This window comes from Amycolatopsis magusensis, assembly GCF_017875555.1.
GTDB classification, from domain to species: Bacteria; Actinomycetota; Actinomycetes; order Mycobacteriales; family Pseudonocardiaceae; genus Amycolatopsis; species Amycolatopsis magusensis.
Genome location: NZ_JAGGMS010000001.1, coordinates 7,605,416 through 7,621,098 on the forward strand (window position 1 = coordinate 7,605,416; position 15,683 = coordinate 7,621,098).

Here is a 15,683-nt window from a genome sequence, read left to right on the forward strand (position 1 = left end):
GGCCGGGGCGACGCAGCCGGGCGGGAGCCACCCCGCCGGTGCCCAGGGCGGGTTTAGTGTGCCAGCCCGACTACACCACCACGTCACTCGACGCCGCGCTGGTGCGCCTGGTCAGGCCGGGCGGGCGCATCGTGTCGGTGACCAACCACGTCGAGGTGCCGCACGAGTCCCGGGTGGCAGCGGCGCATGTGCTGGTGCGCAACGATCCTCGTGACCTGGAATCGCTCGTGGCCCTGGTGGACGACGGCGCGATCGAGCTCGCCGTCACCGAGCACCACGCCCTCGCCGAACTCCCCGGCCTCCACCGGCGCGGGGAGAACGGCGAGATCCGCGGCAAGGTGGTCATCGTCAGCCGGGCTTGAGGCCGGCCGCGTCGTACTTGCAGGCCGCGTTCCACAGCAGGAACGACTTGATCCCGACGGCCTCCGCCGCCTTGATCTGGGCCCGGACCTCCTCGGCGCCGTAGGTGCGCTTCAGGCTGAACGCCTGCAGCCACGGGATGACCACCGTCTGCCCGTCACCCTCCGCCGTGAGCCGCTCGAAGTCGGCCAGCGAGCGCTGGGTGATGTCGAAGGGCTGCGACTCCGGATCGGCCACCTGGTACTCCCCCGGACCCCAGTGCGACGGGTAGACCATCGGCGCCACGTAGTCGGAGTGCTTGGCCAGCAACCGGATGTCCTGGGCGATCTGCTCCGGCCGGGTCGCGGCGATGCCGAACACCGACGCCCCCAGCACCGCGCCGTGGGCCCGCACCTTGGGCTGGGTCTCCCCGACGAAGTCCGCGATCGACTGCTCGGGACTCACCTTCAGCCCGGGGAAGCGCATTTCGCCGAGCTTGCCGTCGGGACGGCGCACGTAGTCGTAGAGGATGTCGTCGAAGCCGAGCGCGGCGGCCTCTTCCGCGATGTCCACATTGTACTGACGCACCGACGGGTCGGCGAAGTTCGTGAACGCGTACTTGCCGTACCCGCCGGTCCACGGCTGCCCGTCGGCCTTCTGCACCACGCGGTCACGATTGCCGTTGCCCCACGAGGCTTCGGCCAGGATCGGGTCGCGGAAGGCCACCACCCTGGCCACCACGCGGACCCCGGCCTTGTGCAGTTCGTCGACCGTCGCCCGCGCGTCGTAGTGGTCGCGGGTGGCCTGGATCTCCTTGGCCAGCGGCACTTCCGAGAGGTAACCGATCTCGCCGCTCTCGTCCTTGACATCCAGCTGGACGGTGTCGATGAGCTTTTCCGCGGCCATGCGCATCACCGGTTCGCGCAGCGCGGGCGAACTCCACGCCAGCGCGGACATGTGCACCGCGCGCATCCCCGGGTGCCGGATCGCGACCGGTACCTTGTGCGCCGCGACGTTCCCGGCGCCGTCGCGCGCCTCCACCACGACCTCGGAGACCTGCCCCGGCACCATCGCGGCGAAGCGCCCGTCCGGGCCCACCTGCGCCGGTTTACCGTGCACCAGCACCGAGTGCGCGTCGGTGACCTGACCGCGCACCGCGGCGGGCACCTGGGCGTGGACGGCCGCCACCGGTTCGACCACCAGTCCCGGCGGGGTGACGTCCACGGTGAAGGAACGGGTCACCGTGCCCGAGGGCAGCACCGCCGGTGAGCCGGGCACCTCGATCTCGACCTTGTGCGGCCCGGCCGCCGGTGCGGGGCCGGCGAGCCGGATCCAGCCGTCGCCGTGCTCGAACGGCACCGGCGCGCCGTCGAGCCGGACCTGGGCCTCGGCGGTATTGCCGTTCGTGGCGATCTCCATGCGGGACACCGCTTCCGGCGAGACCGTGGCCCCTTCGGACAGCGCGGGCACGGTGACCTCCGGCCGCAGCACGACCGCGAGCGGGATGAGGATGCCGATCGGCGCGAGCACCGCCGCACCGAGCACGGGTAGTCGCTTCCGGACCGACGAGCGAGCGAACATCCCTGCCTCCAATTGCCACAGTCCGGCGCACTCCGGCCTGCCCCAACGATTTCATGTATTCCTCGGAAGCCTTCCCGCCCCTGTGGACGGTCAACCACCTTTCATCCGGAGGGATGACAAGCACGCCGTCCGCGCTGCCGGGGACGCGCGGCCCGGCTTACGTTGACCGGTATGACCTTCCAGCGAATCCTCACCCTGGCCGCCGGTTCGGTGCTGCTGGCGGGTTGCGCGGCGCACCAGCCGGAACCGGCGGCGCCCGGCACCCCGGCACCGCCGCCGGCCCAGGCGCTCGCGGCGCAGGCGCCGAGCCCGGCGGACGTGCGAGCCAACGAACTCGGCCGCGTGCCGGTGCTGATGTATCACCGGATCGTGGCGTCCCCGTCGTCCGTCTTCGACCGCACCCCGCAGGACTTCCGTGCCGAGCTCGAACGGCTGGCGAAGGAGGACTACGTCCCGGTCACCACCGCGGCCTTCGCCGAAGGGCGGATCGACCTCCCGGCGGGCAAGCACCCCGTCGTGCTCACCTTCGACGACGGTGATCCCACCGTGCTGACGCTGGGCCAGGACGGCAAACCGGCGCCGGACACCGCCGTGCGCATCCTTCAGGACGTCGCGGCCGCCCACCCCGGATTCACGCCGACGGGGAGCATGTACGTCAACGCGGAACCGTTCGGCGGCGGTGAAGCGGGCACCCGCGCACTGCGCTGGCTGCACGAAAACGGCTTCGAGATCGGCAACCACACCCTGGGCCACACCAACCTGCGCACCGCGTCGGAAAGCACCGCCCGCGAGGACGTCGCCGCGGGCGACGAAGCGATCCGCACGGCCGTGCCCGGCTATCGCCCGGCGACGCTGGCCCTGCCGTTCGGCGCCCGCCCCCGCGCGGCCGAGATCGCACGATCGGGTGAAGGTTACGAGTACACCGGCGTGCTGCTCGTCGGCGCGCATCCGGCGCCCTCCCCGTTCGCCACCGAGTTCGACGCGAGCGCCATCCCCCGGATCCGGTCGCAGGGCGCGGACGGCGAGGAAGTCGACTACGGCTCGGCGAAGTGGCTCGACGAACTGGCCGCCGACCCGGACACCCGCTTCACCTCGGACGGCGACCCGGCCAAGATCTCCTACCCGGACGGCACGGGGTACCCGGCGGAGCGGTTCGCCGTGACGGCCGAGGCCTACTGAGGCTCACCGAGTGCTCGAACGTGTGACGGCCCGGTTTCCCGGGAACCCCGGCGCATGAGCACACCGGAGATCGACCCCGTCACCGCCGAGAGCATGGAAGAAGACCAGGACTTCGGCGACGAGCACACCCGGCCGACCGTGGCCGACGAGCAGCACAACCGGCCCGAGACCGGGCCCGAGGAGAACCAGCCCACCGGCCGCGGTGGCGCGGGCGGCATGGACCCCGGCGCGTAGGCGCGGTCGAACCGGGGTTCGTCCGGCAAGATCACCTCATGGACGACTACCCGAGCTACGACGCGGTCGGCTTGGCCGCCCTGGTCCGCGACGGCCAGGCCACCCCGGCGGACCTGCTCGAAGCGGCCCGCGCCCGCCTCGAGCGGGTGAACCCCCGGCTCAACGCCGTCGTGCGCGCGGTCGACCCGCCCGCCGCCGCCTCGGACGGGCCCTTCGCCGGGGTGCCGTTCCTGCTCAAGGACCTGCACCAGGACCTGGCCGGGCTGCCGACGAGCAGCGGGTCGCGGTCGATGGTGTCGGTGCCCGCCGAGCAGACCGCCACCGTGGTCCAGCGCTGGCTCGACGCCGGGCTGGTCGTCTTCGGCAAGACCAACACCCCGGAGTTCGGCGCCAAGGGCATCACCGAACCGGAGCTGTTCGGCCCGGCGCGCAACCCGTGGAACACCGAGCACACGCCGGGTGGCTCCTCCGGTGGCGCGGCCGCGGCCGTCGCGGCGGGGGTGGTGCCGTGCGCGGGCGCCAGCGACGGGGGTGGCTCGATCCGGATCCCGGCGTCGGCCTGCGGACTGTTCGGGCTGAAGCCGTCGCGGGGACTCATCCCCGCCGGTCCGGCCCGCGCCGAAGGGCTCGGCGGCACGGCCACGGACGGGGTGATCTCGCGATCGGTCCGGGACACCGCGGCCATGCTCGACGTGCTGGCCGGGCCCACCACGATGTCGCCCTACCTCGCCGCCGGTCCGGCGACGCCGTTCGCGGACGAGGCCGGGCTCGAACCGGGCCGGTTGCGCATCGGGTTGTGCACCGCGAGCGCCATCAACCCCAACCCGCACCCGGAGGCCGTCGCCGCCGCCCGCGCGGCCGGTGACCTGCTCGACGAACTCGGGCACGAGGTGGTCGAACTGCCGTCGCAGCCCTTCGACGACGCCACCCTCGCCAAGGATTTCCTGACCAGCTGGTTCGTCAGCTGCGCGCATTCGATGGCCGACTGCAAGGCCGTGAGCGGGGCGAGCGACTCGGCGTTCGAGCTGGACACCCGCACGATGGCCGCGCTGGGCCGGGCCACCGACCCGGTCGACCTGCTGCGCGCCATCGAGCGGCGCCACGAGCACACCCGGCGGCTCGCGGAGTTCCACGAGTCGTACGACTTCCTGCTGACCCCGGCCACGGCCACCCCGCCGCCGAAGATCGGTGCCTTCGACACCCCGGCGCCGGTGCGCGTGGCGCAGCGCGCGCTGCTCACCGTGAAGGCCGCCGGCTTGCTGCGGCACACCCCGCTGGTCGACCAGTTGATCCACGAGAACCTGAGCTGGGTGCCGTACACGCAACTGGCGAACCTGACCGGCCGCCCGGCGATGAGCGTGCCGCTGCACTGGACCGCGGGCGGCCTGCCGATCGGCGCCCAGTTCGTCGGGCGGCTCGGGGCCGATGGCGCGCTGCTGCGCCTGGCCGCGCAACTCGAACAGGCCCGGCCGTGGGCGGATCGGCGGCCTGCGCTCACCTAGCGAATTGGCTAGTCTTCGCCGCTCCCGCGCCTATCGGCCCTTGTGGGGAATCGGGCCGGAACAATACTGGGCCACGTCGATCCGGCACCCGGTGTTCCGGGTCGGGAAAACGGAGCGTGGGAGATGGCGGGCACGTTCGAAGTGCGCCGGCGGCGGCTGGCCACGGTGCTCGCCGGGCTGGCCGCGGTGACCGCCTGCGACGACTCGGATACGCACCGACCAGCGGCTCCACCACCGGCGCCGACCCTGCTGGACCGTGCGCCGGTGGCCGGAGCGGCCGAAGTGGCCGCCAGTCCGACCGCTGCTGCCATTCGACGCCGGGGACAATTGATCGTCGGCGGGCAATGGGATCTGCCGCTGCTTTCCGAGCGGAATTCGATTACCGGGGAAACGGAGGGATTCGACGCGACACTGGGCAAGTTGCTGGCGAAATACCTCCTCGGAGAACCCGCGGTGAAGATCGTGAACGCGACCCCGGAAACGAAGGAGACGCTGCTGCAGGTCGGTACCGTGGACGCGGTGATCCGGATCTACACGATCACCCCGGAACGGGCGGAGAAGATCGCGTTCGCCGGGCCGTACCTGCGGTCGGGGCAGGCGATCGCCGCGCTGGTGCAGGAGCGCTCGGTCACCAGGCCCGCCGACCTCAACGGGAAACCGGTGGTCGCCGTCGCCGGGACCACCAGCATCGACGCCCTGTTGCGGGAGGCACCGCGCGCCAGGGTGGAGACCCTCGGGACGACGAACGAATGCGTGCAGGCCCTGGAATCCGGGCGGGCGGTGGCCTACGTGCACGATCTGACCGCGCTGGCCGGGGCGGCGCGGCTCAACGACCGGATCCGGATCATCGGGGAACCGTTCACCAGTGAGCCGTACGGCATCGGCCTGCCGCTCCGGGACGCCGGGTTCAAGCAGTTCGTCAACGACTGGTTGGGGAAGATCGTGCGCTCGGGCCTGTGGGCGGAGGTCTGGCAGACGACGCTCGGCACAGTGGTCACCGGTCCGCCGCCCACCCCGCCCGAAATCGGCTCGGTGCCGGGTTCGTGACCGCTCAGGGACACCAGACGTCGACCGCGAGGTCCGCCGCCCGTTCGCTGAACAGTCCGCTGGAACTGCTGCGCCACAACAATTCCCGAAGGTCCACTTCGAACTCCGGCTGCAGCTCGCCGAACAGGTGCGGAGTCGAGCTCGACAGCGAGTACACCGAGGCGACGAGGTCGTCGATGTCCCGGGTGACCACCCTCCCCGCCATTTCGATGCGCCGGACCATCGTGAACCCGGCGGCCCGGTAGATCTCCGACTCCCCTCCCGGTGTGCCGTGCGGGAGCCGGCTCCGCCCGGCCCGCCGGACCGGCCCGAGGTACTCCCGCACCAGCTCGGTGATTTCCGCGTGGGGCGGACTTGGGTGCTCCAGCGGGACGGCGGTCGCCACGCCCTTGTGCGTGATGGCGTGCAGATGGGCGCAGGCGCCGTCGGCGGCGAGCATCCCGCGCACGATCGCGGCCACCCGCGGCCGGTCGGTCCAGTGGAACGACTGCGCGAAGGTCACCAGCCGGAACTTTCCCAGTCCCGCGGGCAGTTCCTCGGCGCGCAGGCACACCCAGCGCGTGTTGGACAGCCCGGCCGCGCGGCGCTCGGCTTCCGCGATCATGTCCGGGTCGGCGTCGATCCCGACCGCTTCCTCGACCTCGCCCGCCAGCAACAGGGTCAGCGAACCCGGCCCGCAGCCGACGTCCAGCAGCCGCCCGGATCCGTTCAGCTCGAACTCGGCGGCCAGCGCCGCCGGGTAGTCGATGCGACCACGCGCGTAGTACTCGGCGCTCCCGGCGTACAGCGTCGGATCCCATTCCCAGCTCATCACCCCGAGGCTACGTCAGCTTGCCCGGTTCGTTCCGGCTACACCGTTTCCGGGGCGCCCGAACGGATGACCTCGACCAGGCTGGCGAAGCTGTGCTGCCCGTGACCCGCGTCGATCGCCCGGTGGGTCAGGGAGCGCACGGTGGTGGCGAGGGTGTCGTCGAGGCCCAGTTCGCGGGTGGCGTCACGGAGGTGGTCCATCAGCGGGGCGTCGAGTTCCAGCCATTCGCCGTCGCCGGGGTAGCGGCCTTCGTCGATCTGCCCGGCGTACTCGGTGATCACCTGGTTCACCGTCCCGGTCAGCCAGCCGGTGATCAACGGCGAGACCTCGGCCGCCCGGACACCCGCGCTGCCGAGCAGTGCCGCGGTCTGGAGGTAGCCGGTGAGCGTGGCCCACGCGAGGTTGAGCAGCGCGAGGTCGTAGAGCGCGGCGGTCCCGGGGTCCGGCCCGAGGTAGACGGCCTGACCGAAGGCGGCGAGCCGCTCGCGGTGCCGGTCGAAGACCTCGGCGGATCCACTGTAGACGGTCACGGTGGCCGGATCGCCCACGTGCTCCGGGTGTGCCATCAGCGCGCCGTCGAGGTAGCGGCCCCGCGTGGCGAGGCGGGCCGCCTGCTCGCGGGTGCCCGAAGTCAGGTTGACCACGTCCCGCCCGGCGGGCTGCCCGGCGAGCGCCGCCTCCGCGGCGGCGTAGTCGTCGGCGCACACCAGTACGAGGTCGTGCTCGCCCTGGGTGGTCGCCAGTGCCGCCCGCAGTGCGTCCGCGCGGCTGTTGGTCCCGATCACGAAGTCCATGCCGGGAACCTACACGATGTAAGTTACAAAGTGTAGGTTCAGCTTCCGAGCACGCCCACGATCACCGCGATCGCGGCGGAAACGGCCTGCGCCCGGGAAATCCGTCCGGCCAGCGCCGCCGTGGCGAGTCCGTCGACGGCGCTGTGGACGGCGATGAGCGTGGCGCGGCCCGGCTTCGCGTACGGCCGGAACGCCGCCTCGAACTCCTTGAGGTACACCGCCTGCGAGTCGTCGCGGAAGGTCCTCGTCTCCTCGGTGGCGGCCAGTGCCGCGCTCACTTCGGCACAGCCGGCACCGTCCGCGACCACGGTCTCGATGTAGGTGGTGCTCAGCACGCGCGCGACCTCGGCCAGCGAGCCGCCCGCCGCGGCCAGCGCGGTGCGCATCCGCTCGGCGAGCCGCTGGTCGAAGTCCGCGTACATCGCCATCAGCAGGCCTTCGCGGGTGCCGAAGTGCTCGTAGACCACCGGCCGGGACACCCCGGCCCGCTCGGCGAGGCTGACCAGCGTCAGCGCGGCGGTGCCCTGCTCCCGGCTGAGTTCGAAGGCGCGCTGGAGCAGGAACCGCCGCCGGTCGGCCTTGGCCATCCGGGTCGCTGTCATGGGCGCAGGGTAGCGCCGGCGCGGGAGCGGTGGAGCAGCCAGACGAAGTACGGCACCCCGATGAGCGCGGTCATCAGCCCGGCCGGGAGTTGCGAAGGCGCGATCATCGTGCGGCCGATCGTGTCGGCCGCGCACACGAGGATCGCGCCGAGCAGCGCGGCGACCGGCATCACCCGCGCGTGACGACGTCCCACGATGGCGCGGGCGGCGTGCGGCGCCACCAACCCCACGAACGCGACTACTCCGATGCCCGCCACCGCGCTGCCGGTCAGCAGGACCGCGCCGACGAGCAGGACCAGCCGGGCTCGCGGCACCGGAACGCCCAGCACGCGCGGGGTTTCGTCGTCCAGCGACAGCAGGTCCAGTTCCCCGCGTGCGCGGACGAGCAGTGGCACCACCAGCAGGATCGCCAGCGCCATCGGCACCAGGTGCGCGAACGACCGGCCGTAGGTCGACCCGCCGAGCCAGGTCAGCGCCTTCGCCTCGTTCCACGGGTCGGAGATGGTGATCAGCAGGGTGACCAGCGCCTGCGTGGCCACCTGCATCCCGTAGCCGATCAGCACCAGCCGTTCGCTGGCCAGCCCGCCCTTGGCGGCCATCGCGAACACCACGACCGTGGCCAGCGCGGCGCCGAGGCCCGCGAACCCGGCCTGGGTCCAGAACCCGACCCCGGGCACCAGCGTGATCACCGCGACCGCGCCGAGCCCGGCGCCACCGGAGACCCCGATGATCCCCGGTTCCGCCAGCGGGTTCCTGGCCACCGCCTGGATCACCGAACCCGCCAGCGCCAGCGCGGCGCCCGCGAGGAACGCCGCGGCCACCCGGGGCGCGCGGTTCTCCATCACCCCGCTGACCAGGGGACCCGCCTGGCCGCCCAGCCAGTTGACCAGGTCACCGAGCAGCAGTTTGGTGTCGCCCAGCAGGACCGCGCCGGCCAGCGCGCCGATCGCCACCACGACCAGCACCCCGGCGATCACGCGGTAGCGCGGGCCGCTCACCCCGGCCCTGGCGTGGGCGGACGGTGGTTCGGCCGCCGTCGGGGCGACCCGGATGTTGCGGGCCAGCACCATCAGGACGAGCGCGCCGAGCACCGTGGTCACCACGCCCGTCGGCACTTCGAGCGCGCCCTGCGAGCCGATCACCGCCCGCAGCAGCACATCCGCGCCGAGCAGCAGGGCCACGCCCATGGCCGCGGACACCGGCAGCAGTGCCGCGTGCCGGTGCAGCCCGGGCACCACGTTGGCCAGCAGGCGCACCAGCGCGGGTGCGGCGAGGCCGACGAAACCGATCGGGCCTGCGAGGGTCACCGCGGCCGCCGCCAGCAACACGGCCAGCGCGATCGCGGAGAAGCGGATCCGTCCTACGTGGACACCCAGGGTGCGTGCGTGGTCGTCGCCCAGGTACAGCAGGTCCAGCCGGCGCGACAGGAAGAGCAGCAGGAGCAGCGCGGCGCCGACCACCGGCCCGAGCGTCCGGACACCGTCGAGCCCGTTCTGCCCCAGCGATCCCGCGCCCCAGGCGAACAGGCCGCGGGTCTCGTGCGAGAACAACAGCAGGAGCACCCGGGTCGCCGCGATCATCGCGAGCGCGATGGCCGTCCCGGCCAGCACCAGCCGCACGATCCCCTGCCCGCCGGTCCCGGCCAGGCCGAGCACGAGCATCGCCGCGGCGAGGCCGCCCGCGAAGGCGATCCCCGCCGCGCCGAGCAGCGGCAGCGAGAAACCCAGCGCGGCGACCGCGACGATGGCCAGGTGGGCACCGGAATCCACGGCGAGCGTGTCCGGTGACGCCATCACGTTGCGCGCCACCGACTGCAGCGTCGCACCGGCCACGCCGAGCGCGACGCCGACGACCAGCGCCGCGGCCAGGCGGGGCAGCCGCGATTCGAGCAGCACCGCGGTGGCGTCCCCGGTTTCGGCGCCGAAGAGGATCCGCAGCACGTCCCACGGGCCCAGGCTCGCGGTGCCCTGGGTCAGGTGCACCGCGGCGCCGAGCACGATGAGCGCGGCGAGGGAACCGGCCAGCAGGGTGAGCCGCCCGCCCCGCCGCCGCACCGGCACCACCACCGGCCGCTCGAGTGTGTCCACTGTGTCCGCTCTGTCCACTGGGCTCGGGTACTACGACTTCAGCGCGGCGACCGCGGCGTCGACGTACTGCCCCATGGACTTCGGCCCGCCGAACATCCACAGCGAGTCCGGCAGCCGCTTCACCTTGCCACCGGCCACGAACGGCAGGTTCTTCCAGATCGAGTTGTCCGCCAGTTCCTTCGTGTACGGGTCGCCGAAGGCGTCGTTCGCCATGTACCAGAACCGCACGTCCGGCAACTGGGTCAGGCCCTCGACGTCGGCCTGCGCGAGCCCGTAGACCGGGTCGCCCTCCACCGGCCACGGGTTGGTCAGGCCGATGCGCTCGAACACCGCGGGCACCAGCGCGCCCTTGGCGAAGGGCCGGATGCCGACCGTGCCGGAGCTGACGTAGGCGTCGGAGAAGGCGACCGGCTGCCCGGCCGCACCGGCCTGCTCGACGGCCTTCCTGCCCTCGTCGAGCTTGGCGTCGAACTCGGTCCGCAGCTGCGCGGCCTTGGCCTCGGTCCCGGTCGCCTTGGCGATCAGGTCCACCGCGGCGAACATCGAGCCGATCGGGTCCTTGGCGTCCCCGCCGGTGAGCACCATGACCGGCACCTTGGCCTCGATCTGCTCCAGCGCGCCTTCGGCCAGGCTGTCGGTCACCACGACGAGGTCGAGGTCCAGCGAGTTGAGCGTGTCGATGCTGGGCTCACCCCGCGTGCCGATGTCCTTCGGGGTGCCGTCGAGCGGGGCCGCGCTCACCCACTGGCCGTAGCCCTGGATGTCGGACACCGCGACCGGCATGACCCCGAGGGAGACCAGGTGCTCCACCCCGTTCCACTCGGTGGCCGCGACCCGCTTGGCCGGTCCGTCGAGCTTGATCTCCTTGCCGCGGGAATCGACCACGGTGACCGGCGCGCCCGCCGCCGTGGTTCCCGGCTGGGCCTGCGGATCCTCGGTGGTGCCGCACCCGGCGGCCAGGAACACGGCGGCCGCGGCCAGCCCGATCAACTTGCGCATGTGTCTCCTACTCGATCTACCGGTCCGAGGGGTACCGGTCAGGCCCGGACGGCGGGCACGCCGTTGAACCGGCCGACGGCCCGGGTGCGGATCCGCCCGTCCGGGCCGGTTTCCACGTCCACCCGGATGCCGTAGGCCCGGGTGAGGTTGGCTTCGGTGAGCACTTCGCCGGGGCTGCCCTCGGCGGTGATCCGGCCGGCTTCGATGAGCAGCAGCCGGTCGGCGATGGCGGCGGCCTGGTCGAGGTCGTGCAGCACCACCCCGACACCGACGCCGTGCTCGTCGGCGAGTTCGCGGATCATGTCCAGGATTTCCACCTGGTAACGCAGATCGAGGAAGGTGGTCGGCTCGTCGAGGAGCAGCAACCCGGTGTCCTGGGCGAGGCAGCTGGCCAGCCAGACGCGCTGCCCCTGCCCGCCGGAAAGCGCCTGCACCGGCCGGTCGGCGATCGCGGTGAGCCCGGTCAGGCGCATCGCGCGCGCCACCGCCTCCGGCCCCTCGGGGTCGCGGCCGCCCCAGCGGCTGCGGTGCGGGTGGCGGCCGAATTCGACCAGCTCGCGCACCGACAGCCCGCCGGGCGTGTTCCGGTGCTGGGAAAGCAGGGTGATCCGCCGCGCGAGGTCGCGGCTGGACAGGGCACGCAGGTCGGCGCCGTCGTCGAAGGTGATCCCGCCGCCCGCCGGGTCGTGCAGCCGGGCCAGCGCGCGCAGCAGGGTGGACTTCCCGCTGCCGTTGGGGCCGATCAGGACCGTGACCGCCCCGGCGCCGACGGTGACGGAAGCGGCGTGCACCACGACGTCACGCCCGTAGGCGACGTCGATCTCACGGGCGGACACGCCGGATACGGCGGGCGGGGTCGGGGACACGAGCACACACTAAAGACAGCCTTACCTAAGAAGCAAGAGCCAGTGTGCTCCAGCACAGTAGCTGTCCTCTGTGGAGGATCGGCCGCCCCGGCGGGAGCGGCCGATCCCGTGGTTCACGACAGGGCAGGCGTCTGCCAGTCCCGCCACTCGCCGAGGTTCCCGGCCTTCTTCCCGGAGATCCGCATCGTCCCGCTCACGCTCCCGCTCTTGTGCAGGAACGCCTGGATGTGCTGCTGGATCGGGGTTTTCCACTCGGTCCTGGCCGCGCAGTGGTTCCCGTCCTGGACGTCGGACCAGTAGGTGATGTTCGCCCCGGCCCCGAGTGCCTGGTAGACCTCGGCGCCACCCAGCGCGCCGACGCTGCCGGATTTCGCGGCGAGCCAGTCGATGTGCGGGTTCTCCATGACCAGCAGCCCGCGCGGGGCGACCAGCCCGGCCAGCTGGTGCGTGTCCACCGGCAGCCCGGCGGGATTGCCGGTGTAGGAACCGAAGGCGTCACCCAGCCACGGCTGTTCCCCGTACGCGCTGCTCAACGGCTGAGCACCGCTTTCGCCGGGGAGGCCGCGGAAGATCGGCCCACCGGCGCTCCCGGACTCGACCGGCATGGTCAGCGCGATCCGCTGGTCGAAGGCACCGGTGACGAACGCGCCCTTGCCGTACCGCGAGCACCCGGTCACCCCGGTCGCGTCGGCCTTGAGCACGCCGCCACCGGCCTGCTCGAGCACGTCGATGATCCGGCTGACGCCCCACGCCCAGGCCAGCAGCAGGCCGGTGCTGCTGGACGAGCCGTAGACGCTGTAGAACGCGCCCTGCTTGTTGTTCCGCGGCGTGCCTTCCTTGCCGACCGCCAGCGGGTCGTAGCTGATCACCGCGGCGCCGGCGGCCTTGATGGCGGCCGTGTCCGCGCCGAACCCGCCCAGCACCACCACGGCCGGGAAGGGGCCGGTGCCGCTCGGCAGTTCGACCTTCGCCGAGAAGCTCGCGCTCTTGCCGTTGTCGGTGACGTTCACCGTGATGCCGGTGTTCGTGACGCTGCCGGTGACGCTCGCGGGCTTCTTGGGTTTCTCGCCGTAGACGTACTTTTCGGCCAGTTTCTTGGTTTCCGCGCGGTGGCACCGCCAGTCGGCCTTGGTGGTGATGCGGGAACCGTTGAGGCGCTTGAAGGGATCGGGGAGTTTGGCGTTGGCGGGGATGGAGCCGGGCAGGGTCACCGCGCAGTCGGCGCCCTCGTCCTCCACGGGTGGCGCGGCGCTCGCCGTGCCGGGAACCAGCAGTGCCGCCACCGCGAGCAGGACAACCATCGAACGGATCTGGAAACGGCCCGAACCGTGCTTCACCGGGCCCTCCTTTCGGATCGGGTGGTGGCAGTTCGAAAGTTTCGGACATGAATCCGAAACTTCACGGTAGAGCCCGTCCGAGGAGAGTGTCAACAACGACCGCGGGTCAGCGCCACGATTGGAACGCGGTGATGCCGACCGCTCCGCCGTCCGCGCGGACCGGGCGCACGCGCAGCGCGCTCGTGATCACCGGCGGCTCGACCAGGATCCGGTTCAGGCGACCGCGTTCCGGCGCCGGCGGCACCCGCGTCTGGCCCGGCAGCGCCGCCCACTCCCCCGCCGCCGTCCGGTACTCCACGGCGAACTCCTCCGGGGTGCGCACGCCACCGCCGTCGTCGTAGAAGGACAGGCGCAGGTCCGAAACCGGCTTCGCGGTGCCGAGGTCGACCGCCAGCCAGTCCTCCCGGTTCGGGCTGCCGTAGGAGGTCCAGCGCGTGGTCGGCACGTCGAGGTGGAAGTCCTGGCCGTCGATGGCGTCGGCGGGCGTGTCCGCGGGCCAGGTGTGCGACGCCGTGGCCGCCGGGAACCCGGTGCCCGCCACGTTCACCAGGTCGTCGACCCCCGTGGCCAGCGGCCGGGGCGTCCCGGTCCCGACGCCGACCTCGACCGGGCGCAGGTCCGCCTGCCGGTGCACCGGCTGGCCGTCGACCCACACGGTCAAGCCAGCGCCCTGCCCGTAGCGGCTGCCGTCCCGGTCCCAGGCCACCGAGAGGTTCCGCCCGTGGTACGGCACGTTCTCCACGGCGAAGTGGTCCCAGTCGTCCGGCACCAGCGGCGCCAGCCGGACCCGCTCGCCCTGCTGCGGCCGGATGCCCAGCAGCCCGGACAGCACCAGGTCGTTGAACGTCGAGTGGTTGTAGTCCTCGCTGTGCCCGGCGCTGTCGTAGAGCCAGCGGTCCTGGTCCGGGTGGTGCGCCTCGGCCACGTACGGCACGCCGTTCTTGCGCTGGGTGGCCGCGTACCCCTTGAGCAGCGCGGCGTAGTCATTGTTGTCCACATAGGACTGCGATGGGTAGTCGGCGAGCAGGTTGGCCAGCGCGGTGAGGGTCTGGCTGGTGGCGAACGGCCAGCTCGGCCCGGACCAGCGGCAGCAGCCCGCCTCGGCCTCGTGCATGAACCACGGGCTGCGGCGTTCCACCGTGGTCGGCCCGAACGGCGCGGCGAAGCCCGCCGGATCCCGCAACTGCGCCCACGCCGCCGAATTCGTCTCCGGCGCCATGTGGAAGTACCAAGGGAGGTAGCCGATCTGCTCGCGGTCGTCGAGCCGCTCGCGACCGGGGTTGCCGTCCCGCATCACGTGCTTGTAGAACTGCGCGTCCGGATCCCAGAGCCGCTGTTCCATCGCCGCCCGCAGTGCTTCGGCGTCGCTTTCGTACTGCTGTGCCCGCTGCGGGTCGCCCCGCAGTTCGAGCAGGCTCGCGATGGCCTTGGCGTCGCCGTACTGGTAGGCGTTCAGCGTCGGCCGGAAGCCTTCACCACCGTGGTAGGGATCGTCGCTCTGGTACGAACTGGCGGTGTACTCCATCGCGTCCCACACCGGGACCTGCCAGTAGAGGCCGAGTTCCCGGTCGAACTGCGGTGACCACGTCCGCCACTGCTTCTCCAGCTCCGGCAGCCGGTCCACGGCGAAGCCGAACCGGCCGTCCACCGAGGCCCGCGCCAGCATCGCGTCGGCCGCCCAGAACGAGTACTGGTGCGCCCAGTCGGTGGTGTTCTCGTTGAGGTGGTCGGTGGCGGGCTTGGGCCCGGCGCCGCTGCCCCGCAGCCAGTAGTCCAGGTAGTCGTCGAGGTAGCGGTTATCGCGCAGCCAGCGGCCCTCGTACACGTGGTGCCCGGCCGCGGCGACGATCCCGCCGTGCGGCGCGGAGTAGCCGACCGGCCCGAGGAACTCCGACACGATCCAGCCGTCGCCGGCGCCGGTGTACTTGAGCGCTTCCTTGTAGGTGCGCCAGCGGTAGTAGTAGGTGTCCTCGATCGTCTCGTCCGGCAGGTCGACGAACGGGATGTTCGCCTCGTACCACTCCGGCTCGACGAACCCGGCCAGTTCCGCGCGCTGGTCCAGCAGGTGCGTACCGGCCCCGACCTCGGGATACACCGGCACGGCCGGCACGGCTCGCGCGGTCACCGGCGTGGCCGTCGCCGTCAGCAGGGACACCACGGCGAGCAGGACCAACGGGCGGCCGAGCGACATGAGGGCTCCCATCCACGCCAGAACCGCACCGCGACCCTGCGGTATGTTGTGTGTTTTTGTTTATAACTGTTCGATTCAGCCTTGTAAACCGGCCATCCGCGCGGAAGTCCGGCC

14 protein-coding genes are annotated in these 15,683 nt (G+C 71.9%); 5 read left to right on the top strand and 9 right to left on the bottom strand.

Translation table 11 applies throughout. The features are described 5' to 3' along the window. Positions 1-56: 56 nt before the first annotated feature. The gene (locus JOM49_RS33810; protein WP_209668213.1) at positions 57-362 is read left to right on the top strand and encodes a zinc-binding dehydrogenase; all 306 of its coding nucleotides are present in this window, start codon (positions 57-59) and stop codon (positions 360-362) included. Here the strand turns inward: JOM49_RS33810 and JOM49_RS33815 are convergent. Continuing rightward, positions 349-1,920: a putative glycoside hydrolase gene (locus JOM49_RS33815; RefSeq protein WP_209668214.1), complete on the bottom strand. Its 1,572-nt coding sequence runs from the start codon at positions 1,918-1,920 to the stop codon at positions 349-351. The two genes, JOM49_RS33810 and JOM49_RS33815, sit on opposite strands and share 14 nt — an antisense overlap. 171 nt (positions 1,921-2,091) lie before the next feature. On the opposite strand from JOM49_RS33815, the gene JOM49_RS33820 reads away from it, so the two are divergent. From JOM49_RS33820 to JOM49_RS33835, 4 genes are all read left to right on the top strand, one after another. After that, the gene (locus JOM49_RS33820; protein ID WP_209668215.1) at positions 2,092-3,099 is read left to right on the top strand and encodes a polysaccharide deacetylase family protein; all 1,008 of its coding nucleotides are present in this window, start codon (positions 2,092-2,094) and stop codon (positions 3,097-3,099) included. A 54-nt stretch (positions 3,100-3,153) separates the two neighbouring features. After that, positions 3,154-3,333 (top strand): hypothetical protein, encoded by a 180-nt coding sequence (locus tag JOM49_RS33825; protein ID WP_209668216.1) that lies wholly within the window; start codon positions 3,154-3,156, stop codon positions 3,331-3,333. 38 nt (positions 3,334-3,371) lie between these two features. Then, the gene (locus JOM49_RS33830) at positions 3,372-4,835 is read left to right on the top strand and encodes an amidase (protein ID WP_209668217.1); all 1,464 of its coding nucleotides are present in this window, start codon (positions 3,372-3,374) and stop codon (positions 4,833-4,835) included. 123 nt (positions 4,836-4,958) lie between these two features. After that, positions 4,959-5,882 carry a glutamate ABC transporter substrate-binding protein gene (locus JOM49_RS33835; RefSeq protein ID WP_209668218.1) on the top strand — a complete coding sequence of 308 codons (924 nt, stop codon included), beginning with the start codon at positions 4,959-4,961 and terminating at the stop codon, positions 5,880-5,882. 4 nt (positions 5,883-5,886) lie between these two features. Here JOM49_RS33835 and JOM49_RS33840 read toward each other — a convergent pair whose 3' ends face one another. The 8 genes from JOM49_RS33840 to JOM49_RS33875 all read right to left on the bottom strand — a co-directional run bounded on the left by JOM49_RS33840 (position 5,887) and on the right by JOM49_RS33875 (position 15,569). After that, positions 5,887-6,693, bottom strand: a complete 807-nt coding sequence (locus JOM49_RS33840) for a class I SAM-dependent methyltransferase (protein WP_209668219.1) — start codon at positions 6,691-6,693, stop codon at positions 5,887-5,889. Between the two features lie 38 nt (positions 6,694-6,731). Further along, positions 6,732-7,487 (bottom strand): imine reductase family protein, encoded by a 756-nt coding sequence (locus JOM49_RS33845; protein WP_209668220.1) that lies wholly within the window; start codon positions 7,485-7,487, stop codon positions 6,732-6,734. A 38-nt stretch (positions 7,488-7,525) separates the two neighbouring features. Next, on the bottom strand, positions 7,526-8,089 hold the full coding sequence (locus JOM49_RS33850) for a TetR/AcrR family transcriptional regulator (RefSeq protein ID WP_245369561.1): 564 nt from the start codon (positions 8,087-8,089) through the stop codon (positions 7,526-7,528). After that, a complete protein-coding gene (locus JOM49_RS33855) occupies positions 8,086-10,176 on the bottom strand; it encodes an iron ABC transporter permease (protein WP_308158963.1) in 2,091 nt (696 codons plus the stop codon). The genes JOM49_RS33850 and JOM49_RS33855 overlap by 4 nt, the downstream gene beginning before the upstream one ends. A 30-nt stretch (positions 10,177-10,206) precedes the next feature. Further along, on the bottom strand, positions 10,207-11,175 hold the full coding sequence (locus tag JOM49_RS33860; protein WP_209668221.1) for an ABC transporter substrate-binding protein: 969 nt from the start codon (positions 11,173-11,175) through the stop codon (positions 10,207-10,209). A gap of 38 nt (positions 11,176-11,213) precedes the next feature. Beyond that, positions 11,214-12,041, bottom strand: coding sequence for an ABC transporter ATP-binding protein (locus tag JOM49_RS33865; RefSeq protein WP_282770990.1), 828 nt, complete (start codon positions 12,039-12,041; stop codon positions 11,214-11,216). A 113-nt stretch (positions 12,042-12,154) separates the two neighbouring features. After that, positions 12,155-13,378, bottom strand: a complete 1,224-nt coding sequence (locus JOM49_RS33870) for a glucuronyl esterase domain-containing protein (protein WP_209668223.1) — start codon at positions 13,376-13,378, stop codon at positions 12,155-12,157. Positions 13,379-13,484: 106 nt separating this feature from the next. Then, positions 13,485-15,569 (bottom strand): MGH1-like glycoside hydrolase domain-containing protein, encoded by a 2,085-nt coding sequence (locus tag JOM49_RS33875; protein WP_209668224.1) that lies wholly within the window; start codon positions 15,567-15,569, stop codon positions 13,485-13,487. Positions 15,570-15,683 lie beyond the last annotated feature (114 nt).

Coding starts and splice junctions, on each gene's coding strand:
- JOM49_RS33815 (WP_209668214.1), bottom strand. CDS start 1,920: ATGTTCGCTCGCTCGTCGGTCCGGAAGCGACTACCCGTGCTCGGTGCG.
- JOM49_RS33820 (WP_209668215.1), top strand. CDS start 2,092: ATGACCTTCCAGCGAATCCTCACCCTGGCCGCCGGTTCGGTGCTGCTG.
- JOM49_RS33825 (WP_209668216.1), top strand. CDS start 3,154: ATGAGCACACCGGAGATCGACCCCGTCACCGCCGAGAGCATGGAAGAA.
- JOM49_RS33830 (WP_209668217.1), top strand. CDS start 3,372: ATGGACGACTACCCGAGCTACGACGCGGTCGGCTTGGCCGCCCTGGTC.
- JOM49_RS33835 (WP_209668218.1), top strand. CDS start 4,959: ATGGCGGGCACGTTCGAAGTGCGCCGGCGGCGGCTGGCCACGGTGCTC.
- JOM49_RS33840 (WP_209668219.1), bottom strand. CDS start 6,693: ATGAGCTGGGAATGGGATCCGACGCTGTACGCCGGGAGCGCCGAGTAC.
- JOM49_RS33845 (WP_209668220.1), bottom strand. CDS start 7,487: ATGGACTTCGTGATCGGGACCAACAGCCGCGCGGACGCACTGCGGGCG.
- JOM49_RS33850 (WP_245369561.1), bottom strand. CDS start 8,089: ATGACAGCGACCCGGATGGCCAAGGCCGACCGGCGGCGGTTCCTGCTC.
- JOM49_RS33860 (WP_209668221.1), bottom strand. CDS start 11,175: ATGCGCAAGTTGATCGGGCTGGCCGCGGCCGCCGTGTTCCTGGCCGCC.
- JOM49_RS33875 (WP_209668224.1), bottom strand. CDS start 15,569: ATGTCGCTCGGCCGCCCGTTGGTCCTGCTCGCCGTGGTGTCCCTGCTG.